We start from the raw sequence: 23,252 nt of genomic DNA on the forward strand, positions 1-23,252 counted from the left end.
GCTGAAAAACTCGGGTGTGCCCCGGCGAGAATCAGTGATATCGAAACCGGCAAGCGCCCTTTGCCGGAGTTGAGGTTGGCTTATGAAGAACTTCTCAAATCAGCTTGACACAACATAGGAGCATCACCCTCCAATTACCTGCATAAGCCTGTTATACAGCGCCACATCCGGGCCAGCCGGGACAAAAGGCACACGCCCGGTGGAAAGCTTAATGACACCTTTGTCTATATCAGCAGCATTACGCGGATGAATGCCACAGGCTAAAGCGGCATCTTTGCGCCCTAAAGCATTCGCACGCAGTTGCAGATAACTACACCGGCCAGTTGTGGCCGCAGCTTTTCGGCCATGCGGATTGCGCTTCCACAAACCAAGCTCAATACCGATCCGGTACACCGGAGAAGAGCCTATAGAAAGCTGGCGCGCAATATCCATCGGTGCCACACCTTCCAGCCACAGGCGAGCTATTTCCTCACTGTCATCAGAGCTAGTAGTCCTGCGGCGCTTGCGCGGCAAGTCCAACTCGCCAGCAAGCCGATAAGCCACCGACCGCGCTAAACCAACCACCCCAGCAGCCGCCCGTATTGAACTACCAGCCCGAACCAACGACGCAAACCGCGCCACAACAGCAGAATCCGGAACCCATTTCGACTCCACACAATCACCTAACCCATGTCAGGTGTTTCCACGACCACTAGAAATCAAGCGGCACTAAAACCAAAAAATTCCCCCGGCCTCCTTTCGGAGTGCCGGGGGAATGCCTCAAGCGCTATTTACTTGAACGGGAAGCCGAGCTCGCGCAGGAGCTTGCGGCCCTCGTCGTCGTTAGTAGCGGTGGTAACGACGGTGATGTCCATACCACGAGGGCGGTCGATCTTGTCGATGTCGATCTCGTAGAACATGGACTGCTCGGACAGGCCGAAGGTGTAGTTGCCGTGGCCGTCGAACTGCTGATCAGACAGACCGCGGAAGTCACGAATACGTGGCAGCGCGATGGTCAGCAGGCGGTCTAGGAACTCCCACATGCGGTCGCCGCGCAGGGTAACGCGTGCGCCAATGGGCATGCCCTCACGAAGCTTGAAGTTCGCGATGGACTTCTTAGCGCGACGCAGCTGCGGCTTCTGACCGGTAATAGCGGTCAGATCCTCGAGTGCGCCGTTGATGACCTTGGAGTCACGTGCGGCTTCGCCAACACCCATGTTGACGACAACCTTGGTGACACCAGGGATCTGCATGACGTTGTCGTAGTTGAACTCGTCATTCAGGGTCTTGCGGATTTCCTCGCGGTAGCGAGTCTTCAGACGCGGAGTGTAGTTCTCGCTCATTTTTAGATGTCCTTCCCGTTGCTACGCGCGATACGGACCTTCTTGCCGTTCTCGTCGAAACGGTAGCCCACGCGGGTCGGGTTGCCTTCGGAGTCAACGATCGCAACGTTGGACACGTGGATCGGTGCTTCCTGGGTAACGATTCCGCCGGACTCGGCGCCACGCTCGGCAGCAGAGTTTGCGACGTGCTTCTTGATGCGGTTAACGCCCTCTACGAGGACCTTGTCACGCTTTGGGTATGCCTCGATGACCTTGCCCTTCGCGCCCTTATCTGGGCCCGAAATGACGATCACCATATCTCCCTTATGGATCTTCATAAGACTAGATCACCTCCGGTGCGAGAGAAACGATCTTCATGAAACGCTTGTCACGAAGTTCGCGAGCAACCGGTCCGAAGATACGGGTACCACGAGGCTCGCTATCGCCCTTGAGAACAACTGCAGCATTCTCGTCGAAGCGAATGTAGGAGCCGTCCGGACGACGGGTCTCCTTCTTGGCGCGGACGATAACGGCCTTTACTACGTCGCCTTCCTTGACGTTGCCGCCTGGAACGGCGTCCTTGACAGTCGCGACGATGACGTCGCCGATGCCAGCGGAGCGTCGGACAGAGCCGCCGAGAACGCGGATGCACAGCAGTTCACGTGCACCAGAGTTGTCGGCGACGCGCAGACGCGATTCTTGCTGAATCACTATGGGTCTCCTGACCTGGATTGATGTGCGGTAAGATTTCCGTCCTTGCCGCACGCGGTCTACAAACTTGCGATGCTCAAGCCTTGACAACGGACTGTGCCGAAGGGTCTCGGACCGGCGGTTCGGAAACGCACCGCTACGGGCCGACCAGCTTTTGCAACCTATACATTCAACCACACGTCAGCGCCCATACCAAAACACCGCTCGACGCTTGTCGACGACCCCTACCGCCACATTTATTTTCGCCGCTACACCCGCCTACCCCTTGGCCCCTTATTTCGAACGCGCCGACACACGTTATCCAAAATTATCGGCACAATCTGCACATATAAACCACATTTTAACTCCCTTCCGTGCAAAACTAGTCGCATAGCCATTCTAATAGTCCAATTCTTCACAGCTGTAACGCATAAAAATCACAGTCAACTTCTGAGTTCCATGTGACAATTGCGAATTATGTGACTACTGCTATTTGCGTCGCGAAAGACATTTCTTTGCGCTTTCCCTAATTTCCCGAAGGAGAAACACATGAAGCGTTTGCCACAGACCGTAACCGCTGCTGTACTGACTGGCGCACTCGCCTTTGGCGGCGCAGCTGTTGCTTAGGCCCAAATTCCGGATCCGGTAGAGGACAAGCCCCTGACCGAGATGCCTACCCCGTCTGCGGATGAAGATACCGCCACCGAAGACACCCCAGCTGAAGAGGGCACCAGCGATATTGAACGCCATGATGTTGCTGCCGATCCGATTACCGTCGATGGTGTCGAGTCCTTCAAGCAGGAAGACGGTTCTTGACTGTCCAAGCCGGTCGCAGGCAATCCTGTTCGCTTGACTCCTGAGCAGGCAGAAGAGTTCGTGAAGGAGCAGCAGGACACCTCCGCAATTCCTGCTCCTGCCACCAAGAAGGCCGCAGAGGGCAATGAATGGTACCAGAGCCTGAAGGATCCCAATGTTTACGTCAAAGACTCGGCTCTGGTGAATGAAGAGATCACCGACGAGATGCGCGATGCTTATGCAAAGACATTCCCGTCTGAAAATGCGAAGCCTGAATTCGACAAGAAGAAGCTGGCTTGGTTGGCACTGCCAGCTGCGTTGATCATCGGTGGCATCACCTGGTACCTGTCCCAGGACGGCAAGACCTACGTCAAGGACGAGGCGCGCAAGAACCAGCAGCCGACCGCTGAGGAGAAGGCTGCTTCCGAGCAGATGCTGAACGCTAACAAGGACGAAGTTATCGCCCAGGGCGGTCAGCTCGCTGAGGGCGACGCTGCTCAGGCTGACGCCCCTTCCGCTCCATCTGCCCCAGCTGCTGGCGAGTCCGCAGACTCCGCACGTGGTATGTCCGCTGAGACGGGCTCCAACTCCGTTGCGCAGGCTCTGGCTGCACTGGCTGTAGCTGCGATGGTTGCTGCTGGCGCATTCGCCGCACGCCGCAAGTTCTTCGCTTAAGCAAGAGCCTTCCTACCAAGTAGGAAACTGAATTGAGACTGGCTGCGCCGGTCGGGCTTCGGCCCGGCCGGCGCAGCTTTTTGTATGCCTGACTAAAACTGCGGTTACGCATAGTCAAGAGCCCATCCGAGTTAAGGCCGATCTGATCAGGCTTAATTGAGGTAGAAAGAGCCGATCTGAGGAGTAGTTTTCCTCAGATCGGCCTGATCACTATGGACCTAATGTAATGGGCTCGAGAGCCCACCGTTGGCTTGTAAAGGATGAGGCGCATTAAGACGCGGATTCGGAAGCCGGCGAGGCTGTCTGTACCGGTACTACGGCGGGCTTGGGGTCCACGGTGAAGATATCGGTGCCGGAGCCAATGAGCTCGGCGGGGCGGAAGGCCTCGGTAGGAATAACGGGGCCGGTCTTCTTGGAGTTGGAGACCACCACCGGGGTGGTTACCGGAAGGCCGGCGGCCTTGATGGCGTCGATATCGAATTCGGCAAGAACATCGCCCCGCTTGACCTCATCGCCCTTGTTTACGTGGGAGGTGAAGTGCTCGCCTTTGAGGTTTACCGTATCGAAACCGATATGCATGAGGATATCGATATTGCCCACTGCCGGGTCCTTGGTGCGGATGGCGTAGGCGTGGTGGGAGGGGAAGGTGACGGTGACTTTGCCGTCGGCAGGCGCAACCAGTTTCCCCACGGTCGGCTCAATCGCCACGCCTTGGCCCAGCTTGCCGCCGGCAAACATGGGGTCGCTGACCTGAGAAAGAGGAACGGCGGTGCCCTCCAGCGGGGAGAAGATGGTGCAGGCATCGTCGGCAGCTACCGCAGCCGGGGTGGCTGCGGTAACCTGCGCCTCGGCTGCGGGAGGGTTGACCTCATCCGGGTCGATGGAGCCATTTTTGCGGATGAGCACGCGACCGTAGAGGTACGCGCCCACAAAGGCAACCACGAAGGAGATGACGCCGCACAACAGGAAGGTCGGGACGAAGCGTGGGACGGAGACGAAGCCGATGAAGCCGGCGGCACCGAGGGCATCGGCAAGCACGCCAAAGATGGTGATGAAGGCCGAAGAAACAGCGGAAGCGGCCATGCCGATATAGAACGGCCAGCGCAGGCGTAGGTTTACGCCGAAGATTGCGGGCTCAGTAATGCCAAAGAGAGCGGAGACACCCGAAGCGCCGGCCAAACCCTTGAGCTTTTCGGAGCGGGCCAGGAAGTACACGGCGAGCGCGACGCCGCCCTGTGCAATATTGGCCATGGAGGCAATCGGGAAGATGAAGGAGCCGCCCTCGTTCCACAGCATCGTCTCAATCGGCGGGAAGGATTGGTGCAGGCCGGTAATCACGATCGGCGAGTAAACAAGGCCGAAGAGGAAACCTGCGACAGGACCGGCAAAGTCATAGAGGTTGGCCAAGCCCATGCCGAGCCATTCACCGGCCGTGCGCAGGATGGGGCCTAGGCCCATAAAGGTAAGGAAGCCGGTAATGAGCAGCGTGAGCAGCGGGGTGAGCATGAAATCAACCGTGCCCTTTAGGTGCTTGTGCAGGATTTTCTCTAAGGTGGCGAGGATCCACGAAATCACCAAAATGGGCAGGATGGAGCCCTGGTAGCCAGCCTGCGCGACGTCGAATCCGAAGATATTCCAGTAGGACATTTCGCCGTTGTCGATGGCCTCGGCAACGTTGTAGCCGCTGACCAAATCGGGCATGACCATCGCCATGGCCATGCCGGCGCCGAGGAACTCATTGCCGCCAAAGCGCTTCGTCGCGGTAAAGCCGACGAGGATGGGCAGGAAGGCAAAGGGCGCAGAAGCAAGCAGATTAACCAGACCGGCGAAGCCTTCCCAGGCGGGAAACATCTCGATGACGGATTGGTCGCCGAATAGACCCTCGGCCGTCAAGACGTTGTTGAGTGCCATGAGCAGGCCGCCACCAAGCAAGATGGGGATGAGTGGCACGAAGATATCCGCCAGCACCTTGACCGCACGGCTAAACCAATTGCCGGATTCGGCAGCGATGTCTTTCAGACGGTCAGTGGATACGGCCACGTCCTTGGAAATGAGGCTGGTCATTTCCCGGAATACGATATTGACGTCGCCGGGGCCGACGATGACCTGGAACATGCCGCCGGCCTCAAAGGTTCCCTTGAGGTCGGGGTCATTATCCAGCGCGGCGGTATCCACCTTGTCCGAGTCTTGCAGCACCATGCGCAGGCGCGTGGCGCAGTGCGCGAGTGCGATTATGTTGTCTTCGCCGCCGAGCGCCTTGAGCGTACGGGCGGCTACTTCCTTGTGGTCCATAGAAGAGCCCTTCAGTGTAACGGATCACATCCAAATACCGGACGTGACTGCTTATTTCCATTACAGCGGGGATTCGGACCTAAGTCCACACATTCGGGCGGAGTGTTGGCAACTTCACCGGTTCCGGGTACACCTAGCCACGCGGCTCCCATCCCTGCCAGGGGGACTCGCCGAAAACTGCGAAAGCGGCGGCGATGCGACCGCCTCCGGCGTAGACCTCAACGGCGCAGCCATCGGCAATCAGGCGCATTTCACCATCCGGGCAGTCGATGGGATCGCCGCCGTTAAAGGCTATGGTCCCGTCGCGTTGGGTGACCCGGAAGGCTTCGTCCCCGGCGGCGTCGATAAGAGCAAAGGAGCCTTCACCCGTGATGTCGATGGTGGAGCCAAAGCCCTCGCGCCCGTGGGTCTCCGGCAACGCGGACCACAGCGGATCCTGGTGCAGGTAGTTATCTTCCAACCAGATGCGGCGCGGCAGGGTCAAAGTGTGGACCCAACCTTGCGTCGGGGTGTCATCTTGTGCGGGCATGCCCATCCAGCCCAGCAAGATGCCATCCTCGGTGGCCTGCGGCGCATAGAACTGGGTGCCATGGTCCAAGAGGGTAAAGCCGCGCTCGATATGGAAGTCTAAGCCATCCAGCGTGCCCACGATATATCCGCAGCGATCCGTTTTTGCCTGGGGGCAGAAGATGAGCACCTGCTTGTCCCCCAGTGTGAGGAGGTTGGGGCACTCCCACATGTAGCCCCCAGGCAGTTGCGAAGGATCGTCGAAGGAAATCTCGCCCTGGAATTCCCATTGGGCCAGGTCCTGCGATCGGTACAGAACAATGGTGCCGCGTTCGTCTTCGGTTTGGGCACCGATGACCATCCGCCAGCCATCGCCATCGCGGGTGATCTGTGGATCCCGGAAGTGCCCGGTATAGCCCTCCGGGGAGTCCGGAATCAGAGGATTATTCTCGTCGCGGAGGTAGATGCCACCCTCCGGGCCCGAAGGATCGATGGCCCGCACGCGATTCTGGGACGGAGTGCGACGGTCGCCCTCTTTCAAATTGCCCGTATAAAACAGCCAGACGTCGGTGCCATCGACCACCGCCCCGCCCGAGTAGCAGCCATTCTTGTCATAGGGCAGGTCCGGGTACAAGGCATCGGGGTGGTGCTGCCACGGCGTGGGAGCCGATACGCTCGCCGTCGCATGCCCCCAGCCAGTACGCTTGGGCTTGCGGGGAAAGGCCGGGTCGTGCTGATAGTACACGTGCAGGGTATCGCCATCTACAAAGACGCCATTGGGATCATTGAGCCGGCCCTGCGGCGGGGCGAGGTGAAAATTGGGACGGTAGTTCATATCACCGATACTATGAAAATATGACTATTCATGTGTGCGGTGAAGGCCTGGTGGACCTAGTTCCCGTGGCCCCTGGCAGCTTAAACGACCACACGCCGGCGCTGGGCGGCGGGCCATTTAACGTGGCCATCGCGGCGGCACGACTGGGCGCCGATGTGGAATTCCAATCCCGCATTTCCACCGATGGTTTTGGGCAGGAGCTCGTTGCCCGCCTCGAGGACGAGGGCGTCACCACCACTCACCTACAGCGCGGCGATGAGCCCACCACTTTGGCGGTGACCACCATCCATGAGGATGGCTCGGCCTCCTATAACTTCTATATCGAGGGCACGGCCGACCGGCTGGTCGAGCCACAGCTGGTCCCGGCCGATATCGCGTGCTTCGGCACGGTCTCCCTCGCCCTTGAGCCGGGGGCCTCCCGCTATGCGCAACTGCTGAAGGATTTTGCCGCGCAGGGAACCCTGGTCGCCCTGGATCCGAATATCCGGCCCTTCTACGCCACCCCAGATCACCGCGCGTTCTTAGCGGACCTGCTCCCTCACGTCACCTTGCTGAAGCTTTCTGATGAAGAGGTGGATTTCCTCGGCCCCGATCTCATCTCCCAGGTTCCCGTCGTAATTGTCACCCGCGGCGGGGAGGGGCTTAGCGTGCAGGCCGGTGAGACCAAGCTAAACGTGCCGGCCGCACAGGTTCCTGTGACCGATACCATCGGCGCCGGCGATACCATCATGGCCGCATTGCTGACCCAAATTGACGAGCGGGGGCTCGACTCCTCCGCGCTAGCCCAACTGGGCGCTGCAGAGTGGAAGGAACTGCTTTCCTTCGCCGCGGCCGCTGCAGGAATCACCGTCTCCCGGAAGGGCGCCAACCCACCGCGGCGCGAGGAAGTAGAGTCATCTCTATGACCTACACCAAGCGCACCCTGTGGCTGCACGCCGCGCTCTTTCTCCTCGCGTTTCTCGCGTTTATCCTGCCCGTAGTCTTTGGTACCGCCGCCCTACTCCCCGTCTGGTTGACCGGCGGGCTGAGTCTGGGGCTTGCAGCTTGCACGCTTGTCGACGCCGCCTATAAATTCTTCGCCCCTACCTCCCCTCGTAGCCTCCGCCTGCTATCTGGTCTCGCCGGCCTCGTTCTGCTCATCGGCTGGGGCATCTGGGTCTATATCTACGGCAATATGGCCGCCGTAGGCACAGGCTCCTATCGAATCGGTACCTTTTTGCTCGGCGCGGGAAGCGTGCTCAATCTTTTTGTAGTGGCAATTTCCTTTCTAGATATACAAAGAAAGGTCAACTAGAGCGACTGGGCAACAGCCACAATTGGCAGGTTTCCACTAATGCGCCGCTACGACGCGGCGGGGAACAATGATGGGAGCATCGCCGAGCGGATCCTCCCAGGCTTCAGCCTCGATGCCATAGGCCTGCTCCAATACCTTCGGGGATAGCGCTTGTTTCGGCGCCCCGCGAGCGATAATTTTGCCGGCTTTCATCACCACCATGGAATCAGAATAGTGGCCGGCCAGCATGAGATCGTGCAGGACTACAACCACTGTTTTTCCCACCTGCGCCTGTGCGCGAGCCAACTCCAGCATGCGCATGGCATGGGCGGGGTCGAGAAAGGTCGTGGGTTCGTCGAGAAGCAGCACAGGCGTATCTTGTGCCAGTGCCAACGCCAGCCAGACGCGTTGGCGCTGCCCACCCGATAGCGAAGCGATATCACGATCGAGGAAGTCCACAATGTCGGTAGCCTCGCAGGCCTGCGCGATAGTCTCCCGATCCGTAGCGGAAAGGCCGCGCATCCTCCCCTGATAGGGATGACGCCCGCGCGCGACCAACTCGCCTACCCGTAGCCCATCGGGGGCCACGGGGTGCTGCGGCAGCAGCGCCACCTGCTGCGCGGCATCCTTCGCGGACAACGCATGTAGGTCAGCGTCCCCGACCATGACGCTGCCCTGCCGCGGGGCCAGGATTTTCGAGAGAGTTTTCAGCAGCGTGGACTTGCCACAGCCATTGGGCCCAATGAGCGTGGTGACTTCGCCGGCACGGGCGTGCAGATCGACGCCGGCAAGGATGTCCTCGCCATCCTTATATCCCGCATGAATGCCGGTGGCGTGGAGACTGCACCGAGGCTTCGCGCTCGTGGGCTGTTTAGGCTGATTAGGCCGATTATTCGTCATATCTTTTCCTTCATCCACGTACGACTATCTAGCACCATCCGGCGCTGTGTTTGTCCGTTTCCCCCGCTGTGCCGCGGCGCAACGTTTAGCTGCGCCCGGCCGCATTCCACACCACTATCACCAAGGCGCAGCCGCCGATGACCGAGGAAACCGCACCCACCGGCGCGTCTACCGGGATAGCGCCAGCGATGACGGCGCACACGGTAAGCAACGCCGCGCCCGCGGCTGCCGACGCCAGCGGCGATGGCGTGGGGGTGCGCGCCACCATCCGCGCCAGGTGCGGCGCTAGCAGCGCGATAAACCCAATGGGTCCCACCACCGAGACCACCACGGCGCTGATACCGGTTGCCGCGATAAGCAGAAGAGAGCGCTGGCGGGAGATATTCACGCCCAGGGTGGTTACGGAGGAATCATCATGGGCAAGCAACGGCAATTCCCGCGCGCACCAGATGCCTATAGCGAGAAACGGCGCTAATGCCGCCAGCAGGGGGAGGATGACCTCCATGCGCACAAATCCAGTCGATCCCGCAAGCCACGTTTGCGCCTCCGCAGCGCGCAGGACCTGGGCGCTGCGCATCAAATACGCCACGATGGCCTGAAACAGCAGCGATAAGGCAATACCGACGATGACGATGCGGTTGCTCGTACCGATGCCACCAAGGGTGGCGAGGAGGAGGACAACGAGGAGGGCGCCGATCGTCGCCAAGCATGCCCGCCACCAAAACTCCGGGATGCCCTCAGCGAAACTGGGGCGCGAATGCACGGTGCCCAGGACCACCAGCACCGATGCCCCGCCGGTAACGCCTAAAATATCCGGCGAGGCGAGCGGGTTGCGGGCCATGGTTTGCGTCCAAGAACCGGCCAGACCGAGGGCGGTGCCCACGATGACGGTGGCGATAGCAACCGGCAGGCGCAAGTCCCACACCACCCTGATGTGGCTCTCGCTGCCGCCGCCGGTGAGGACATCGATGACTTGCCGTGGGCTCAGTTCCACGGAACCTTGCCCCAACAATACTAAGTACGCGATAAGGGCGATAAGGATAAATGCCAACGTGGAAGCGAGCACGCGCGCGTGCCGACGGCGTTGCTGCGCTGTTAAAATTGTGCTGATCGTGGTCATGCGTTTTACCCCCACGTTCTGCCCATTCCTCGGTGGGCACCCCAAATGAGGAAGGGTGCGCCCACTACCGCGAGGACGATGGACATCTCCAGCTCCGAGTTACCCACAATGAGGCGGCCGATGATATCGGCGGCAAGCACGGCACAACCACCTAAGAGCGCGGAGGGCAAAAGCATGGTAGCAACGCTAGGGCCCACCACCCGCCGCACGATGTGAGGAATGGCAAAGCCGACGAAGGCAATGGGCCCCGTTGCCGCCGTTGCACTGCCGGCCAGCACCACGACGCTGAGCGCCGCGCCCACCCGCGCGGTGGTGGGGGACCCGCCCAAGGCGAGGGAGGACTCCTCCCCCATAGCCAAAAGGTCGAGGGGTCTGGCTGCCATCGCCGCGCACGCTAGGCCGATAACAAGCCCTATGCCCGCGATCGCGACGTCTTCTGGGCCGCGGCCAAAGGTGGATCCGATGGTCCACCGCCGCATGCTATCGAGGACGTCCGTGGAATAAAGGCCGATGATCATCGCGCCCGATCCCAAGGCGGCGGAGACGCCGGCACCTACCAGAACGAGCGTCAGAGGATCCTGAAACCGCCGCGATACGGCTAAGACCAGCAGCGTGGTAATACCCGAGCCAGCGAGCGCGAGGGTAGTCCGCATACCGGTGGAGGTAGCAATGCCGATAGCCGTGCCTATGGCAACAAAGAATGACGCACCCGCGGTAACGCCAATAAACCCTGGATCCGCCAGCGGGTTTCTGGTCCACGATTGCGCCAGTACACCGGCCACAGCAAGGGCCGCGCCGGCGAAATAAGCCAGGAAGGTGCGCGGCATGCGCAGGTTCCACACGATATCGTGGATATCCTGCTCCCCTGCTCCGTGCAGGGCGGCGATGACCTCCCCGGGCGGAATCGAGCGGGATCCTAGCGTCAAGGACGCCACCGCCAACACCAGGCTGGCGAGGATGAGGGCAACAAGGAGCAGCTTGTGACTCTGTGCCCGCGTCATTACCGGTGCGGCGGCGCCGGTGGCGGTAGGACTATCTGCGGTGTTATCCGTCTGGATTTTTTGGCCGACTTTCGTGGTTGCTGACAATTACAGCTTCTCTTCAAACTTATCTACTGCCCAGGGGATGGTCACCGGGTTCGGCATACTCATGGCATTACCGGTATCCGTATCCAGGTAGCGCACGCGACCATCCTTGACAACGTCGAGGCCTTGGAAGGTCTTATCCTTCTTCAAGGCTTCGGAGGAACCGTTGTAGTCCAGGACAAAGAGGTAATCAACCTGGTTAAGTTTTGCGTAATTTTCTGGGGCAATGTCAACGAAGAAGCTGCTGCCATCGCCCTGCAAGGCATCGGGGATCTCCATGCCAAGATCCTCGATGAATTGTCCGCGCCCGTCCTCCTCGGTGTAGAGGCCGATTTTGCCGTCATAAGGCATGACGATGGCCGCAGATTTATCCTGCAATTCCGTGTGCTCGCGGCGGAATTCCTCGAAGGCCTTTTCGGTGTCATCGATAAGCTTATCGCCTTCGTCTTCCTTACCCACCGCGTCTGCAATGGTTTCTACCTGCTTTTCCCAGGGCACCTGCCAGTCTTCATAGCCATCTGGCTTGACGGTGGTAGGCGCGATGTCTTCCAGGGATTCCTTCGTATGCGCATCCACGGCCTGGTTCACCGCAATGATCTGGGTGGGATCTGCCGCGGTGATCTGCTCAAAGGTATCCGCGGTGAATCCGGTTGCGGTGTTATAAATCACCTCAGGCCTTGCATCGCCCAAAAGCTTCTCTGCCCAGGGGCCGACGCCGGAGGGATCGCCATCGCCCTCAGCACCCCACGGTGCCACCGCCACGGGAGTGATCCCCAGGGCAAGCAGCGTATCGGCGTCACCCAGGCCCAGGCTAGCCACCCGCTGCTCGCTGGAAGCGTCAGTAGCCTTAGCCGTTTCATCGCCTTCACCGCGGGAGCAGCCTCCTAAGGCTACGGCTCCGGCAGAAAGCACTGCTACTGCACCCAAACTACGACGGCCGAAAATCTTCACCAGGCTAGCCCTTTCAAGAAGGAGGAAAATAACTTTGCTTAGCCTATACCGCAAAGAGTAATTTAGGCAAGCCTTAGTTTATTATGAGTATATTAGACGCATGAACTCTTCCCCACAATCCGCCACGATGCGTCAACACGAACTCATCCCCGTTATTCTGACCGCTAATAAACGGATCCGGCCGCGCCTGCACCGCCTGACGTTTTATGCCGAGGCATTCCGGACATACACCCTCTCCGGACCCGATGAATTCTTTGGACTCGTCATGCCACAAGCCAGACAGGAATTTAGGCCCTTCCCCGTCGACGGCATAAACCTCCGCTCGGCGGTAAGCGCGATTTGCGAGGAGAGGCGGCCGGACCTGCGCTGGTATACCATCCGCGCGCTCCATTCAGAAGAGGCCACAGTCGATGTCGACGTGGTCACCCACGGCGATTCCGGACCTGGCTCGCGGTGGATTCGCCGCGCACGAGCCGGCGATACGGCGGGATTCTTTACGTGCAACGACTTGTGGCGACCAACCGAGTCGGCACAACTTCTAGTCGCCGATGCATCCGCCCTGCCCGCCCTGCGGCACATCTTGGCCTACCAAGAAAACCATAACCCGGCGATGCTTCGAGCCACCGACGTTATAGCCGTGGTAACCAGCGAGGACGAGGTAGAGCCGGGCCTTGCAACTCGGTGGGAGACGAGCGTCCGCAGCCTGCACATCATTCATACCCAACCGCGTCAGGAGGCGGATGCTGTCGTAGCCGCTCTAAGAGCGGACTATGCCCGTGCGCCGGGGCCAGGGTACGTGTGGGCTTCCGGCGAGGGGGAGCTAGCAAAGAGCGTACGAGGCCTCGCGGTGAATGAGTGGGGCCTGGATACCACCGACGTCACGTGGGTTCCCTACTGGTTTTATGGAAGGGCCCGACCGTAGCTAAGCCCGAAAACGGCGAAGGCCCCTACCCCGAACCATTAGATTCGGAGCAGGGGCTGCGCTGGCTAGTTTTTACTTAGCCTTCTCGATGATCTCAACGAGACGGAAGTGCTTGTCCTTGGACAGCGGGCGGGTCTCAGCGATGCGTACGAGATCGCCGATGCCTGCGGTTTCTTCCTCGTCGTGCGCCTTAACCTTCTTGTTAGAACGCATGATCTTGCCGTACAGGGCGTGCTGCTTGCGGTCTTCCAGCTCGACAACGATGGTCTTGTTCATCTTGTCGGATACTACATAGCCGGTGCGAACCTTAGGAGCGCCCTTGACCTTCTCCTTCTTCGGAGTAGGTGCCTTCTTGGAATCAGTCACGTTAGCCTCACTCATGATTAAGCCTCAGCTCCCGGAGCAACGGACAGGCCCAGCTCGCGCTCGCGCAGAACGGTGTAGATGCGGGCAATGTCGCGCTTAACCGTGCCGATGCGGCGGTTGTTGGTCAGCTGGCCGGTGGCCTTCTGGAAGCGAAGGTTGAACAGTTCTTCCTTCGCATCCTTCAGGCGGGACTGCAGCTCAGCATTGTCGAGCTCACGGAACTCGTGGGCGGGGGTACCGGTTGCCATTAGAACTGGTCCTCCTTCTTGATGATACGGACCTTGCAAGGAAGCTTCTGGCCAGCGCGGCGCAGAGCCTCAATTGCAACGGCATCGTTCGGATAGCTCATCTCGAAAAGTACGCGGCCCGGCTTAACGTTAGCCACCCACTTCTCAACCGGGCCCTTACCGGAACCCATACGAACGCCGAGCGGCTTCTGGGTCAACGGACGGTCCGGGAAGATGTTGATCCACACCTTGCCACCACGCTTGACGTGGCGGTTGATGGCAATACGTGCGGCCTCAATCTGACGGTTGGTGATGTACGCCGGCTCGAGAGCCTGGATAGCGTAATCGCCGAAGTTGATGCGGTTACCACCCTTGGACACGCCGCGACGGTTCGGGCGGTGCTGACGGCGGTACTTAACACGCTTAGGAATCAGCATGGATTAGCCCTCCTGCTTCTGCTGTGCACGCTGGCGGCGCTGGCCACCGCGGCGGGAGCGACCATTGCGGTCACGGCCACGGCCCTGTGCCGGAGCGTTCAGTTCGGACTCGCGTACGCCACCGACGACGTCACCCTTATAGATCCACACCTTGATGCCAATGCGGCCGAAGGTGGTGTGGGCCTCTGCGGTACCGTAATCGATTTCGGCGCGAAGAGTGTGCAGCGGAACGCGACCCTCGTGGTAGCGCTCAACGCGGGACATTTCAGCACCACCCAGGCGGCCGGACAGCAGAATCTTGATGCCCTTGACCTGTGGCTGGCGCATAGCGGACTGGATAGCCTTGCGCATTGCACGACGGAATGCGACGCGGTTAACCAGCTGCTCCGCGATGGAGTGAGCAACCAGGGTTGCGTTTGCGTCTACCTGCTTGACCTCGAGGATGTTGAGGGCAACCATCTTGCCGGTGAGCTTTTCCAGCTCGCGGCGGATACGGTCAGCCTCAGCACCGCGGCGGCCAATCACGATGCCCGGGCGGGCGGTGTGAATGTCGACGCGGACGCGGTCGCGGGTGCGCTCGATAACGACGTCGGCAATGCCGGCGCGCTCGAGGCCCTTGTTGAGGTAGTTACGAATCTTGATGTCTTCGGCTACGTAGTTCGCGTAGTCCTTATCGGCGAACCAGTGGGTCTTCCAGTCGGAAGTGATGCCCAAACGTAGGCCGTGAGGATGGATCTTCTGGCCCATTACTTGGCCCCTTCCTGCTGGCTTTCGACCACCACGGTGATGTGGCTGGTGCGCTTACGAATCATGAATGCACGACCCTGTGCACGCGGCTGGAAACGACGCATGGTCGGACCCTCGTTGGCATAAGCCTCGGAGATGACCAGGGTGCGTGGGTCGAGGCCGAAGTTGTTCTCAGCGTTAGCGGCTGCAGAAGCAACGACCTTAGCAACTGGCTTGGAGGCACCCTGCGGTGCGTACTTCAGGATAGCCAGGGCTTCGCTTACGGACTTGCCGCGGACCAGATCGAGCACGCGACGTGCCTTCATCGGGGTGACGCGGACGTAGCGGGCCGTGGCGGATGCGGAGGTGATGGTCTCACTCATCGCTTATCGACGTCCCTTCTTGTCATCCTTGACGTGACCCTTAAAGGTCTTGGTTGGTGCAAACTCGCCCAGCTTGTGGCCGACCATGGAGTCCTCGATGAAAACCGGCACGTGCTTGCGGCCGTCGTGGACGGCGAAGGTGTGACCGATGAAATCGGGGAGAATGGTCGAGCGGCGAGACCAGGTCTTGATGACCTGCTTGGTGCCTGCATCGTTCTGAGCATCCACCTTGTTGAGGAGGTGCTCATCGACGAACGGGCCCTTCTTAAGGCTGCGTGGCATTGTTTACCTCCTCTTAGCGCTTCTTGTTCGGGCGACGACGGCGCACGATCATGTTGTTGGAGTAACGGTTCGGGTTGCGGGTGCGACCCTCCTTGTGGCCCCATGGGGACACAGGGTGGCGACCACCCGAGGTCTTACCCTCACCACCACCGTGTGGGTGGTCAACCGGGTTCATAACGACACCGCGGACGGTCGGGCGAACGCCCTTCCAGCGCATGCGGCCGGCCTTGCCCCAGCGGATGTTCATCTGCTCGGCGTTGCCGACCTCACCAACGGTGGCGCGGCAGCGGATGTCCACACGACGGATTTCGGAAGACGGCATACGCAGAACTGCGTACTTGCCTTCCTTACCAAGCAGCTGAATGGAAGCACCAGCGGAGCGAGCCAGCTTAGCGCCAGCGCCCGGCTTGAGCTCAACAGCGTGGATGGTGGAACCGGTCGGGATGTTACGCAGCGGCAGGTTGTTGCCAACCTTGATATCTGCGTTCGGGCCGGACTCTACGATGGTGCCCTGCTTCAGGCCCTTAGGGGCGATGATGTAGCGCTTCTCGCCATCAACGTAGTGAAGCAGTGCGATGTTTGCGGTGCGGTTCGGGTCGTACTCGATATGAGCGACCTTTGCCGGAATGCCGTCCTTGTCGTTACGACGGAAGTCGATCAGACGGTAACGGCGCTTGTGGCCACCGCCGATGTGGCGGGTGGTGATGCGGCCGTAGTTGTTACGGCCACCAGTCTTGCTCAGCGGGCGCAGCAGGGACTTCTCCGGAGTAGAACGAGTGATCTCGTCAAACTCAGAAACGGAGGATGCGCGGCGACCCGGAGTTGTCGGCTTGTACTTGCGAATAGCCATAATTCTTCCTTTTCCTTTCGGCTCTCCGGTGGCGCTTAAGCGCCGCCGCCGAAGACGTCGATGGAGTCGCTGCCTTCACGGAGCGTCACGTATGCACGCTTGGTGGACTTACGCTGGCCGTAACCGGTGCGGGTGCGCTTACGCTTACCTGCACGGTTCACGGTGTTCACGGAGTCGACCTTAACGTCAAAGATCTGCTCTACGGCATCTTTAATCTGGGACTTGTTGGAGTCCGTGGAGACGTAGAACGTGTATACGTTCTGCTCCATCAGACCGTAGGACTTCTCGGATACAACCGGAGCGATGATGATATCGCGTGGGTTAGAAATCTTAGCCATTAGTTCTCCTCCTTATCCGCGCCGGTTGCGCGGTTGATGAAGGTGTGTAGCGCCTCAACGGAGAACACAACGTCATCGGAGTAGAGAACGTCGTAGGTGTTGAGCTGGCCAGCGTCCAGGATCTGGACGTTAGGCAGGTTATTAGCGCTACGACGAGCATTGATGTCCTCGCGGCCGATGACCAGCAGCACGTTCTTGCGCTCGGTCAGGGACTCGAGGAAGGCCTTGGCCGACTTGGTGGACGGCTTCTGGCCCGGTACGAGCTCTTCGATGACGTGGATGCGCTCGTTGCGAGCACGGTCGGACAGTGCACCGAAGAGAGCAGCCTTGATCATCTTCTTAGGGGTGCGCTGTGCGTAGTCGCGTGGCTGTGGGCCATGGACGGTGCCGCCACCGGTGTAGTGCGGTGCGCGGATAGAGCCCTGGCGTGCACGGCCGGTGCCCTTCTGACGGAAAGGCTTGCGACCACCACCGCGGACGTCGCCGCGGGTCTTGGTTGCGTGGGTGCCCTGGCGTGCAGCAGCAAGCTGAGCGTTAACAACCTGGTGCATCAAAGCAATGGATGCCTCGGTGTCAAAGATTTCAGCTGGCAGGTCTACAGAGCCGTTGGTCTTACCCTCGGAAGTGTGGACGTCTAGCTTGAGGTTGCTCATGCGTGTGCACCGCCCTTCACTGCGGTCTTAACGGTGACGAGGCCGCCGCGCGCACCCGGGATAGCACCCTTGATGAGCAGCAGGTTGGACTCGGCATCGATTTTCTGAATCTTCAGGTTTTGGGTGGTCACGCGGTCCTGGCCCATACGGCCAGCCATGCGCTTACCCTTGAAGACGCGGCCCGGGGTAGCGGCGCCGCCGATGCCGCCAACGCGGCGGTGAGCGGCCTGGTTACCGTGAGCTGCGCCCTGGCCTGCAAAGCCGTGGCGCTTCATGCCACCAGCGTAACCGTGGCCCTTGGTCTTGCCGGTGACGTCAACGAAGGAGATGCCCTCGAAGATGTCAACCTTGACCTCTTGGCCAACCTCGTAGGCAGAGGTGTCGTCCATGCGGATTTCCGCAACGTGACGGCGCGGGGTTACGCCAGCCTTCTTGAAGTGACCACCAACCGGCTTGTTTGCCTTGCGTGGGTCGATTTCGCCAAAGGCGATCTGGATGGCGCTGTAGCCATCGGTTTCGGGGGTGCGAATCTGGGTGACAACGCATGGCCCTGCCTCGACGACGGTAACCGGCACAACGCGGTTGTCCTCGTCGAAGACCTGGGTCATGCCGAGCTTCTTGCCCAGAATGCCCTTGATCTCGTTTTCACTCATTATTTGTTCTCCACCAAAGTCGCTTACTGGATGTTCACGTCGACGCTTGCCGGAAGATCGATGCGCATAAGAGCATCAACGGTCTTCGGGGTTGGGTCGAGAATGTCGATCAGGCGCTTGTGAGTGCGCATCTCGAAGTGCTCGCGAGAGTCCTTGTACTTGTGCGGAGAACGAATAACTGCGTATACGTTCTTCTCGGTTGGGAGCGGCACTGGGCCAACTACACGAGCACCGGTACGGGTAACGGTCTCGACGATCTTCTTTGCAGAAGCGTCGATAGCCTCGTGGTCATAGGCCTTCAGCCGAATGCGGATTTTTTGTCCCGCCACGCTTATCCTCTTCCTCGCTTCCCCACTTTCACATTCCCGGCGTTTCCGGGGCGTGAAGCGGTGGGAAATTGCTTCTCGATTTCTCTATAACGTTGTCCGGGCTTGGGGCCTGACACAACGCCAGTGGTCTGACTGTCATGACGACCAAGAGTTGCGGTACATGGCAAGTGCCAGAACGCAGTGCTCTCGACGGGGTACAAGACCCGTAGTCAAAGTATTGTGAAGAGGACGGTTTTCACGCATTACACGTGGTGAGTGTCCAATTCGTCTACTGCCGCTGTTTATTTGCCATGCCCCTTCTCCGGTCCATCTTCTCGGGGTGTCACTGCTCTAACGCGGACCTAGCCCGATTGGATGACCTTCCAGTCAATGCTTCAGGTTTCCCTGAATCATGGCGACAACGAAGGTGTCATGTTCGCTTTACCAGCTCAGCGTCTCCCCGGGACTGATGCTTGGCGACGTCCGCCGCCATCACCGAACCTCGGTTCTCGCTGCCCTGTTAAAGCAACCTTTGTATTTAAGCATGTTGGGCTGCGGTTTTTCAAGCCGCGTATTAAACCGTGCCAAAAATCACGTTTTGGAAAATTTTGTTGCCTCGCACCCCACACTCGGCTGAGAAGTATCTAAGCTCGGAGGTAATGGCTGTGGACTCTTTGTCCTGCCTAGATAGTTGAATATCGCGTTCATGCATCATCCAATAGAGAAAGGCTCACTCGCCCATGTCTGAAAACAAGACCCCTGCACAAAATTCCGACAACCAGGTTCCTGCTTCCGAGGAGCGCGAGGTCAATAACAACCTGGAAACCCAGTACGGCACCACCACCATCGATGATGTCGTGGTGTCCAAGATTGCCGGCATCGCTGCCCGCGAGGTTTCCGGCGTGGATGCCTTGGGTGGCGGCGGAGCCCGCATGATCGGCAATATCCGCGAGTCCTTCGGTGCTTCTGAGGACGTCCGCCAGGGTGTGGACGTAGAGGTAGCGGACGGCACCGCTCGCATCGAGATTGCCATCACCGCTGAGTACGGCGTAGCCATCCACGAGCTCGCCGAGGCCATCCGCCGCAACATCATGAATGCGGTAGAGCGCATGACCGGCCTGAGCGTCGAGCGCGTCAACGTTGTTGTTCACGACGTTAAGCTGCCGAAGGAAGAGTCCGAGGCAGAAGACCAGGCTGCTTTGAACCAGGGTCAGGCTTAAGCCCAATGCCTGAGCCCCGAGCACGTTTTGAGCTCGAGGTAAGCCACGCCCGCGCTATTGCAGAGGCAGTCCAGAAGGTACGCGGTGTCGCCGCGCTCGACGGCGGTTCGTTCGGTTCGGTGAGTTTGTACCTACCGGGCGAACGCATCGTCGGCATGCGGCGGCCCGACCCGCGCGATGATCGCCACCTGCAGATCAACATTCGCGTTGATATCAGCGCCGCGCCGGACCTGTATGCCTTGGCAGAAGATATTCGGTCCGCCGCCCGTGGGGCTTGTCCCGAACTGCAGCGCATTGACGTTGAGTTTTCTGACGCCGTAGATGGCTTATCCGCTGCTCCATCGAAGGAATAGATATGAAGAATTACACCACTTTGGGCATCATTTCCGGCCTTATTCTTGCCTTCTTTTTGTACCTAGGCTGGGGTCCTACATTGCTCGCCGTACTCCTTGCCGCAATCGGCGGCATTGTGGGAGCACACTTTGATGGCCGTATCGATCTCACTTCTGTGTGGAATGGCCTCATTGGTAAGGAGAAAGGCCAAGGTTAATGACAGATAGTTCCACTCAGGGCCACACGCGTATCTCGCTGCGGACCATGGAACGCATCGTTACCGCCGCGATTGCTAGCGTGCCCGGCACCAAGGCTATAGAGGCCAAGCTAGCGGGCATCGGCGGCCGCGGTTTTCCACGGGTCTCGGTCCAAATGGACTCGGAGCGCGAGGTAGCGGCCGTCAACGCCACCATTGGCGTGGTGTGGCCTTCGCCGGTCACCACGGTGGCGGAACATACTCGTGCTGCTATCTCGGAGGCCATCGCGGCACACACCGGTTATTCCACAACGCGCGTCAATGTCACCGTCGGCGGTTCCGTTCCGGGCAATCGAGTGACTACCGCAGAGGTAGAGCAGCGCCAGGTTGCTGCTGCCGTCGCGCCACGCATCACGCCCTCGCCGGTATGGCAGCCGGTCACTGCAGAGTCGGTGAATGTACGCAGCATTGCCACACCACAGGAGGCACCGGTGCGCAACGTCGCTGCGCCGACCGCCGGCGTCGCAGTGCAGTCCGTGGATACCCCGCGCGAGACCGAGGTACGCAACATTTCCACTGACCTCCCAGACCACCAGCTGCGTGAGATTTCGTCCCCAAGCCACCACACGGTGCGGCCGATTAGGGAACCCAAGCCGGTTCGAGTGCACAGCGTGGCTGCACCTCGCCCAGCCAGGTTGATCCCTAGTGGGCAGGTTCGTTCGCTGGCACGGAAAGTTCAGGTAGCAACTCCTCGGCCGCAGCCGCTGCGCGAGATTGAAATTCGCCACGAGTGGACTCCGCGCCGCGTCGAGGCCCCCAAGTCTGCCCCTGCGCGCACGGTAAAGGCCCCGCGGCCACAACCGCTCAAGCGCATTGAGGTCACGCCGGCAACTCCTCGGCCGTTGCACGTCGATGCGCCACGACCCGAGCCCTTGCGCGCCATTTCCATTAACCCGTATCGCCCACAAGGAGGCAATAATGGCTGATCAGCACATGCCTGAACACTTTGGGCAGCAGCCGAAGGCGTCTCCGGCGGCGCGCACTTGGGCCGTGTTCCTTGGGCTCCTACTGCTCGCCGCGGGCGTCGTCGGCGTGCGCGAGACGTGGCTGGTGGGCTCCGGCTCCGATGCCCAGTCCTGGGTACAGCCGGTACTTAATCTCATTGCCACCGAAGAACTGCAGACCTGGATGATCTGGGCCGGCGTTGCCTCCATTGTCGTAGGCCTGATTTTCCTCTTCGCGGCAGTGAAGACGCGCCGCACCACGCACATGCAGCTTGCCTCCGATACCGCGTCCATGTGGATGCGGCCGGTGGATATCGCCCGCCTCTCTTCGGCCACTGCCCGCCGTGTTCCGGGCGTGGCCTCCGCGCAGACCTCCGCGGATAGCAAGACTGCCAAGGTCACCGTCAACGGCGATACCGAGGATGCAGAGTTGCAGGGCCGAGTAGAGACCGCGGTAACGCGCTGCCTGGCTCACCTCAAGAACCCGCCGCAGGTCACCGTAGCTGTAGAGAAGATCCCGGAGTTGGATAACAATGTCTAGAAAACTTGCTACCTTTGACCGCATCCTGCTGGGCCTGCTGGGAATAGTCCTCATCGCTTTGGGCGTGTGGCCTATCTTGATCCACTTCAACGTGGAATTTGCCAAGTACTTAGCCCTGTGGGTGGACCACGATGCGTGGAAGAGCTTGGCGGACAATGACTGGTGGGTGTGGGCGCTGGCCGGTGGCTCCGCACTGCTACTTATTTTGGGGCTGTGGATTGTGGTGGCCAACCTGCGCCACCGCCGCTTCAATAACGTGGAGTCCGCTTCTTCCAATGACAAGGGCTCTATCACGACGTCGATGAACGCTATCGCCGGCGCCGTGGCCCAAGATTTGGATGGAGTCAAGGGCGTGGACCATGTAGAGCGCCTCGTGGCTTATGACCGCGCGCGGCCCACGTTGCAGTACACGGTGACGGCAAATCCGGACACTCCGGTGGAGCGCCTTACCGGTGCGGTTGAAACCAATGAGCGCGATTTTCGCGCAGCGTTTCCCGACGCCGATTTGGACACCATCTACAAGCTGCAGTTCAGCAAGGTAGGTCCGATGAAGGACCTATCCGAATAACGGGTTAGGAGTCTCCGCCACCAAGATTTCCTGAACGGTCCCAAGGCGGGCCGACTCGCCGCCCCCGAGGATCATTTCCAGTTCCTCGCCGGGGCGGCATTTTTCTATGCGCTGCCAAGAGTAGTCCTGGCGAGTTACGCGGCGGTTTTCCTTAGCAAATAGGTGCAGCCCATGATCGAGCACACCGATGTCCGCTGCAAAGCGAAGGATGAACACGAAATCACCCAAATCCTGCCGCTTCAGGCCATTAAGGTCTGGGCACTCAGCGCTTAACCGCATAAGACTAGAGACCACGCCAAAGCGGTGTTCAAAGCCCTCGGTATCCCGAATGGTAAATGGGCGGCTAGGGCCCGTGGGACGAATAGACTCATAGGCCCACACCACGGGCTGGGTATCCGGGCGGCGCACGATGATGTGGTTGGGGGTGGCGGTGATGCGGTAGGTGGGGGCGTCGGCAAGCACAAGCCATTCCCCCGCCGCGATGCGGCCGTCTTCCAGGGGCAGCAGGGGCGGATGAACGCGCGCTTGGCGCTCCAATTCCGCAACGAGTTCGTCGTCGGTGGCGCCCCAGCCGATGCCTTGATTGGCAAGCATGGCAAAGAAGGTGGGAAGGCTGAGGTTGGGCTGGCCCTCCCAGGCGCGGCGGAGGGACTCAAGAGTGGGATCGATGCGGGTGGGGTCATCCATATCCGCCAAGATTACCCAGCACCCGCGCCGGCCAGACAGCCGGGGCCGAGTGAAAACTTTCACCCCCGAGTTAATTTCATTCAATTAAATAAATACTATAAGTGTTCAACAATTTATATCCACGTATTGCCTGT

The 23,252-nt window shown here is 59.8% G+C and carries 31 protein-coding genes and 1 pseudogene; 10 read left to right on the forward strand and 22 right to left on the reverse strand.

Annotated features, from left to right (window positions below):
• Positions 1-123: 123 nt before the first annotated feature.
• The 4 genes from QP934_RS09205 to rplN form a co-directional block, all read right to left on the reverse strand.
• A complete protein-coding gene (locus tag QP934_RS09205) occupies positions 124-432 on the reverse strand; it encodes a transposase (protein WP_419127380.1) in 309 nt (102 codons plus the stop codon).
• A gap of 338 nt (positions 433-770) precedes the next feature.
• Positions 771-1,322 carry a 50S ribosomal protein L5 gene (gene rplE, locus QP934_RS09210; RefSeq protein WP_049358620.1) on the reverse strand — a complete coding sequence of 184 codons (552 nt, stop codon included), beginning with the start codon at positions 1,320-1,322 and terminating at the stop codon, positions 771-773.
• 2 nt (positions 1,323-1,324) lie between these two features.
• The gene (rplX, locus tag QP934_RS09215) at positions 1,325-1,639 is read right to left on the reverse strand and encodes a 50S ribosomal protein L24 (protein ID WP_023027809.1); all 315 of its coding nucleotides are present in this window, start codon (positions 1,637-1,639) and stop codon (positions 1,325-1,327) included.
• 4 nt (positions 1,640-1,643) lie between these two features.
• A complete protein-coding gene (rplN, locus tag QP934_RS09220; protein WP_005322812.1) occupies positions 1,644-2,012 on the reverse strand; it encodes a 50S ribosomal protein L14 in 369 nt (122 codons plus the stop codon).
• A gap of 648 nt (positions 2,013-2,660) precedes the next feature.
• Here rplN and QP934_RS09225 point away from each other — a divergent pair.
• A pseudogene (locus QP934_RS09225) lies at positions 2,661-3,461 on the forward strand (hypothetical protein).
• Positions 3,462-3,731: 270 nt separating this feature from the next.
• Here the strand turns inward: QP934_RS09225 and QP934_RS09230 are convergent.
• Both QP934_RS09230 and QP934_RS09235 read right to left on the reverse strand, forming a co-directional pair.
• On the reverse strand, positions 3,732-5,753 hold the full coding sequence (locus QP934_RS09230) for a sucrose-specific PTS transporter subunit IIBC (protein ID WP_419127381.1): 2,022 nt from the start codon (positions 5,751-5,753) through the stop codon (positions 3,732-3,734).
• Positions 5,754-5,886: 133 nt separating this feature from the next.
• The gene (locus QP934_RS09235) at positions 5,887-7,095 is read right to left on the reverse strand and encodes a glycoside hydrolase family 32 protein (RefSeq protein ID WP_337888092.1); all 1,209 of its coding nucleotides are present in this window, start codon (positions 7,093-7,095) and stop codon (positions 5,887-5,889) included.
• A 20-nt stretch (positions 7,096-7,115) separates the two neighbouring features.
• Here QP934_RS09235 and QP934_RS09240 point away from each other — a divergent pair, with 20 nt between their 5' ends.
• Both QP934_RS09240 and QP934_RS09245 read left to right on the forward strand, forming a co-directional pair.
• Complete coding sequence (locus tag QP934_RS09240) at positions 7,116-8,000, forward strand: carbohydrate kinase family protein (RefSeq protein ID WP_419127382.1); 885 nt, start codon at positions 7,116-7,118, stop codon at positions 7,998-8,000.
• On the forward strand, positions 7,997-8,389 hold the full coding sequence (locus tag QP934_RS09245) for a multidrug transporter (RefSeq protein ID WP_419127383.1): 393 nt from the start codon (positions 7,997-7,999) through the stop codon (positions 8,387-8,389). Before QP934_RS09240 ends, QP934_RS09245 begins: the two co-directional genes overlap by 4 nt.
• 36 nt (positions 8,390-8,425) lie before the next feature.
• Here the strand turns inward: QP934_RS09245 and QP934_RS09250 are convergent, their stop codons facing one another.
• The 4 genes from QP934_RS09250 to QP934_RS09265 all read right to left on the reverse strand — a co-directional run bounded on the left by QP934_RS09250 (position 8,426) and on the right by QP934_RS09265 (position 12,424).
• Complete coding sequence (locus tag QP934_RS09250) at positions 8,426-9,268, reverse strand: ABC transporter ATP-binding protein (RefSeq protein WP_248100349.1); 843 nt, start codon at positions 9,266-9,268, stop codon at positions 8,426-8,428.
• A gap of 85 nt (positions 9,269-9,353) precedes the next feature.
• The gene (locus QP934_RS09255) at positions 9,354-10,388 is read right to left on the reverse strand and encodes an iron ABC transporter permease (protein WP_337888095.1); all 1,035 of its coding nucleotides are present in this window, start codon (positions 10,386-10,388) and stop codon (positions 9,354-9,356) included.
• A gap of 5 nt (positions 10,389-10,393) precedes the next feature.
• Positions 10,394-11,476 carry an iron ABC transporter permease gene (locus QP934_RS09260; RefSeq protein ID WP_337888096.1) on the reverse strand — a complete coding sequence of 361 codons (1,083 nt, stop codon included), beginning with the start codon at positions 11,474-11,476 and terminating at the stop codon, positions 10,394-10,396.
• The gene (locus QP934_RS09265) at positions 11,477-12,424 is read right to left on the reverse strand and encodes an ABC transporter substrate-binding protein (protein WP_337888097.1); all 948 of its coding nucleotides are present in this window, start codon (positions 12,422-12,424) and stop codon (positions 11,477-11,479) included.
• Positions 12,425-12,524: 100 nt separating this feature from the next.
• Between QP934_RS09265 and QP934_RS09270 the strand changes: the two genes are divergently transcribed.
• Complete coding sequence (locus tag QP934_RS09270) at positions 12,525-13,346, forward strand: siderophore-interacting protein (RefSeq protein ID WP_419127384.1); 822 nt, start codon at positions 12,525-12,527, stop codon at positions 13,344-13,346.
• 72 nt (positions 13,347-13,418) lie between these two features.
• Here QP934_RS09270 and rpsQ read toward each other — a convergent pair whose 3' ends face one another.
• The 11 genes from rpsQ to rpsJ are packed head-to-tail and all read right to left on the reverse strand — an operon-like array spanning position 13,419 to position 18,590.
• Positions 13,419-13,727 carry a 30S ribosomal protein S17 gene (rpsQ, locus tag QP934_RS09275; RefSeq protein ID WP_023020554.1) on the reverse strand — a complete coding sequence of 103 codons (309 nt, stop codon included), beginning with the start codon at positions 13,725-13,727 and terminating at the stop codon, positions 13,419-13,421.
• Between the two features lie 2 nt (positions 13,728-13,729).
• Positions 13,730-13,960: a 50S ribosomal protein L29 gene (rpmC, locus tag QP934_RS09280; RefSeq protein WP_005322842.1), complete on the reverse strand. Its 231-nt coding sequence runs from the start codon at positions 13,958-13,960 to the stop codon at positions 13,730-13,732.
• Complete coding sequence (rplP, locus tag QP934_RS09285) at positions 13,960-14,376, reverse strand: 50S ribosomal protein L16 (protein WP_023020553.1); 417 nt, start codon at positions 14,374-14,376, stop codon at positions 13,960-13,962. The genes rpmC and rplP overlap by 1 nt, the downstream gene beginning before the upstream one ends.
• A gap of 3 nt (positions 14,377-14,379) precedes the next feature.
• The gene (gene rpsC / locus QP934_RS09290; RefSeq protein ID WP_023027807.1) at positions 14,380-15,123 is read right to left on the reverse strand and encodes a 30S ribosomal protein S3; all 744 of its coding nucleotides are present in this window, start codon (positions 15,121-15,123) and stop codon (positions 14,380-14,382) included.
• Positions 15,123-15,485, reverse strand: coding sequence for a 50S ribosomal protein L22 (gene rplV, locus QP934_RS09295; RefSeq protein ID WP_005276938.1), 363 nt, complete (start codon positions 15,483-15,485; stop codon positions 15,123-15,125). Before rplV ends, rpsC begins: the two co-directional genes overlap by 1 nt.
• 3 nt (positions 15,486-15,488) lie before the next feature.
• The gene (rpsS, locus tag QP934_RS09300; RefSeq protein ID WP_005276936.1) at positions 15,489-15,767 is read right to left on the reverse strand and encodes a 30S ribosomal protein S19; all 279 of its coding nucleotides are present in this window, start codon (positions 15,765-15,767) and stop codon (positions 15,489-15,491) included.
• A 13-nt stretch (positions 15,768-15,780) separates the two neighbouring features.
• The gene (gene rplB / locus QP934_RS09305) at positions 15,781-16,617 is read right to left on the reverse strand and encodes a 50S ribosomal protein L2 (protein ID WP_023020551.1); all 837 of its coding nucleotides are present in this window, start codon (positions 16,615-16,617) and stop codon (positions 15,781-15,783) included.
• A gap of 35 nt (positions 16,618-16,652) precedes the next feature.
• Complete coding sequence (rplW, locus tag QP934_RS09310) at positions 16,653-16,955, reverse strand: 50S ribosomal protein L23 (protein ID WP_023020550.1); 303 nt, start codon at positions 16,953-16,955, stop codon at positions 16,653-16,655.
• Positions 16,955-17,608 carry a 50S ribosomal protein L4 gene (rplD, locus tag QP934_RS09315; RefSeq protein WP_005322847.1) on the reverse strand — a complete coding sequence of 218 codons (654 nt, stop codon included), beginning with the start codon at positions 17,606-17,608 and terminating at the stop codon, positions 16,955-16,957. The genes rplW and rplD overlap by 1 nt, the downstream gene beginning before the upstream one ends.
• Positions 17,605-18,261, reverse strand: coding sequence for a 50S ribosomal protein L3 (rplC, locus tag QP934_RS09320; protein ID WP_049378864.1), 657 nt, complete (start codon positions 18,259-18,261; stop codon positions 17,605-17,607). The genes rplD and rplC overlap by 4 nt, the downstream gene beginning before the upstream one ends.
• A 23-nt stretch (positions 18,262-18,284) precedes the next feature.
• Positions 18,285-18,590: a 30S ribosomal protein S10 gene (gene rpsJ / locus QP934_RS09325; protein WP_003848085.1), complete on the reverse strand. Its 306-nt coding sequence runs from the start codon at positions 18,588-18,590 to the stop codon at positions 18,285-18,287.
• A gap of 719 nt (positions 18,591-19,309) precedes the next feature.
• On the opposite strand from rpsJ, the gene QP934_RS09330 reads away from it, so the two are divergent.
• From QP934_RS09330 to amaP, 6 genes are read left to right on the forward strand one after another with little or no spacing between them, the layout of a single operon-like run.
• Positions 19,310-19,789 carry an Asp23/Gls24 family envelope stress response protein gene (locus tag QP934_RS09330; protein ID WP_284811122.1) on the forward strand — a complete coding sequence of 160 codons (480 nt, stop codon included), beginning with the start codon at positions 19,310-19,312 and terminating at the stop codon, positions 19,787-19,789.
• Between the two features lie 5 nt (positions 19,790-19,794).
• A complete protein-coding gene (locus tag QP934_RS09335; protein ID WP_049378862.1) occupies positions 19,795-20,142 on the forward strand; it encodes a hypothetical protein in 348 nt (115 codons plus the stop codon).
• A gap of 2 nt (positions 20,143-20,144) precedes the next feature.
• On the forward strand, positions 20,145-20,339 hold the full coding sequence (locus tag QP934_RS09340; RefSeq protein ID WP_005322852.1) for a hypothetical protein: 195 nt from the start codon (positions 20,145-20,147) through the stop codon (positions 20,337-20,339).
• Positions 20,339-21,304 (forward strand): lysophospholipase, encoded by a 966-nt coding sequence (locus QP934_RS09345; protein ID WP_340419021.1) that lies wholly within the window; start codon positions 20,339-20,341, stop codon positions 21,302-21,304. Before QP934_RS09340 ends, QP934_RS09345 begins: the two co-directional genes overlap by 1 nt.
• A complete protein-coding gene (locus tag QP934_RS09350) occupies positions 21,297-21,863 on the forward strand; it encodes a DUF6286 domain-containing protein (RefSeq protein ID WP_419127385.1) in 567 nt (188 codons plus the stop codon). The genes QP934_RS09345 and QP934_RS09350 overlap by 8 nt, the downstream gene beginning before the upstream one ends.
• The gene (gene amaP / locus QP934_RS09355) at positions 21,856-22,431 is read left to right on the forward strand and encodes an alkaline shock response membrane anchor protein AmaP (RefSeq protein ID WP_349822106.1); all 576 of its coding nucleotides are present in this window, start codon (positions 21,856-21,858) and stop codon (positions 22,429-22,431) included. Before QP934_RS09350 ends, amaP begins: the two co-directional genes overlap by 8 nt.
• On the opposite strand, the gene QP934_RS09360 is transcribed toward amaP, so the two are convergent.
• Positions 22,420-23,118 carry a hypothetical protein gene (locus tag QP934_RS09360; RefSeq protein ID WP_337888102.1) on the reverse strand — a complete coding sequence of 233 codons (699 nt, stop codon included), beginning with the start codon at positions 23,116-23,118 and terminating at the stop codon, positions 22,420-22,422. The two genes, amaP and QP934_RS09360, sit on opposite strands and share 12 nt — an antisense overlap.
• Positions 23,119-23,252 lie beyond the last annotated feature (134 nt).

The sequence above is a fragment of the Corynebacterium sp. MSK122 genome (assembly GCF_030229435.2).
In the GTDB taxonomy this organism is placed as follows: Bacteria; Actinomycetota; Actinomycetes; order Mycobacteriales; family Mycobacteriaceae; genus Corynebacterium; species Corynebacterium marquesiae.

Coding starts and splice junctions, on each gene's coding strand:
- rpsS (WP_005276936.1), bottom strand. CDS start 15,767: ATGCCACGCAGCCTTAAGAAGGGCCCGTTCGTCGATGAGCACCTCCTC.
- QP934_RS09330 (WP_284811122.1), top strand. CDS start 19,310: ATGTCTGAAAACAAGACCCCTGCACAAAATTCCGACAACCAGGTTCCT.
- QP934_RS09345 (WP_340419021.1), top strand. CDS start 20,339: ATGACAGATAGTTCCACTCAGGGCCACACGCGTATCTCGCTGCGGACC.
- rplX (WP_023027809.1), bottom strand. CDS start 1,639: ATGAAGATCCATAAGGGAGATATGGTGATCGTCATTTCGGGCCCAGAT.
- QP934_RS09240 (WP_419127382.1), top strand. CDS start 7,116: ATGACTATTCATGTGTGCGGTGAAGGCCTGGTGGACCTAGTTCCCGTG.
- QP934_RS09235 (WP_337888092.1), bottom strand. CDS start 7,095: ATGAACTACCGTCCCAATTTTCACCTCGCCCCGCCGCAGGGCCGGCTC.
- QP934_RS09230 (WP_419127381.1), bottom strand. CDS start 5,753: ATGGACCACAAGGAAGTAGCCGCCCGTACGCTCAAGGCGCTCGGCGGC.
- QP934_RS09255 (WP_337888095.1), bottom strand. CDS start 10,388: ATGACCACGATCAGCACAATTTTAACAGCGCAGCAACGCCGTCGGCAC.
- QP934_RS09250 (WP_248100349.1), bottom strand. CDS start 9,268: ATGACGAATAATCGGCCTAATCAGCCTAAACAGCCCACGAGCGCGAAG.
- rpsC (WP_023027807.1), bottom strand. CDS start 15,123: ATGGGCCAGAAGATCCATCCTCACGGCCTACGTTTGGGCATCACTTCC.
- rplW (WP_023020550.1), bottom strand. CDS start 16,955: ATGGCTAAGATTTCTAACCCACGCGATATCATCATCGCTCCGGTTGTA.
- amaP (WP_349822106.1), top strand. CDS start 21,856: ATGTCTAGAAAACTTGCTACCTTTGACCGCATCCTGCTGGGCCTGCTG.
- rpsQ (WP_023020554.1), bottom strand. CDS start 13,727: ATGAGTGAGGCTAACGTGACTGATTCCAAGAAGGCACCTACTCCGAAG.
- QP934_RS09270 (WP_419127384.1), top strand. CDS start 12,525: ATGAACTCTTCCCCACAATCCGCCACGATGCGTCAACACGAACTCATC.
- rplB (WP_023020551.1), bottom strand. CDS start 16,617: ATGGCTATTCGCAAGTACAAGCCGACAACTCCGGGTCGCCGCGCATCC.
- QP934_RS09205 (WP_419127380.1), bottom strand. CDS start 432: ATGGATATTGCGCGCCAGCTTTCTATAGGCTCTTCTCCGGTGTACCGG.
- QP934_RS09245 (WP_419127383.1), top strand. CDS start 7,997: ATGACCTACACCAAGCGCACCCTGTGGCTGCACGCCGCGCTCTTTCTC.
- QP934_RS09335 (WP_049378862.1), top strand. CDS start 19,795: ATGCCTGAGCCCCGAGCACGTTTTGAGCTCGAGGTAAGCCACGCCCGC.
- rplE (WP_049358620.1), bottom strand. CDS start 1,322: ATGAGCGAGAACTACACTCCGCGTCTGAAGACTCGCTACCGCGAGGAA.
- QP934_RS09340 (WP_005322852.1), top strand. CDS start 20,145: ATGAAGAATTACACCACTTTGGGCATCATTTCCGGCCTTATTCTTGCC.
- rplD (WP_005322847.1), bottom strand. CDS start 17,608: ATGAGCAACCTCAAGCTAGACGTCCACACTTCCGAGGGTAAGACCAAC.
- rplC (WP_049378864.1), bottom strand. CDS start 18,261: ATGAGTGAAAACGAGATCAAGGGCATTCTGGGCAAGAAGCTCGGCATG.
- rplP (WP_023020553.1), bottom strand. CDS start 14,376: ATGCTGATTCCTAAGCGTGTTAAGTACCGCCGTCAGCACCGCCCGAAC.
- rpmC (WP_005322842.1), bottom strand. CDS start 13,960: ATGGCAACCGGTACCCCCGCCCACGAGTTCCGTGAGCTCGACAATGCT.
- QP934_RS09350 (WP_419127385.1), top strand. CDS start 21,297: ATGGCTGATCAGCACATGCCTGAACACTTTGGGCAGCAGCCGAAGGCG.
- QP934_RS09360 (WP_337888102.1), bottom strand. CDS start 23,118: ATGGATGACCCCACCCGCATCGATCCCACTCTTGAGTCCCTCCGCCGC.
- rplV (WP_005276938.1), bottom strand. CDS start 15,485: ATGAGTGAGACCATCACCTCCGCATCCGCCACGGCCCGCTACGTCCGC.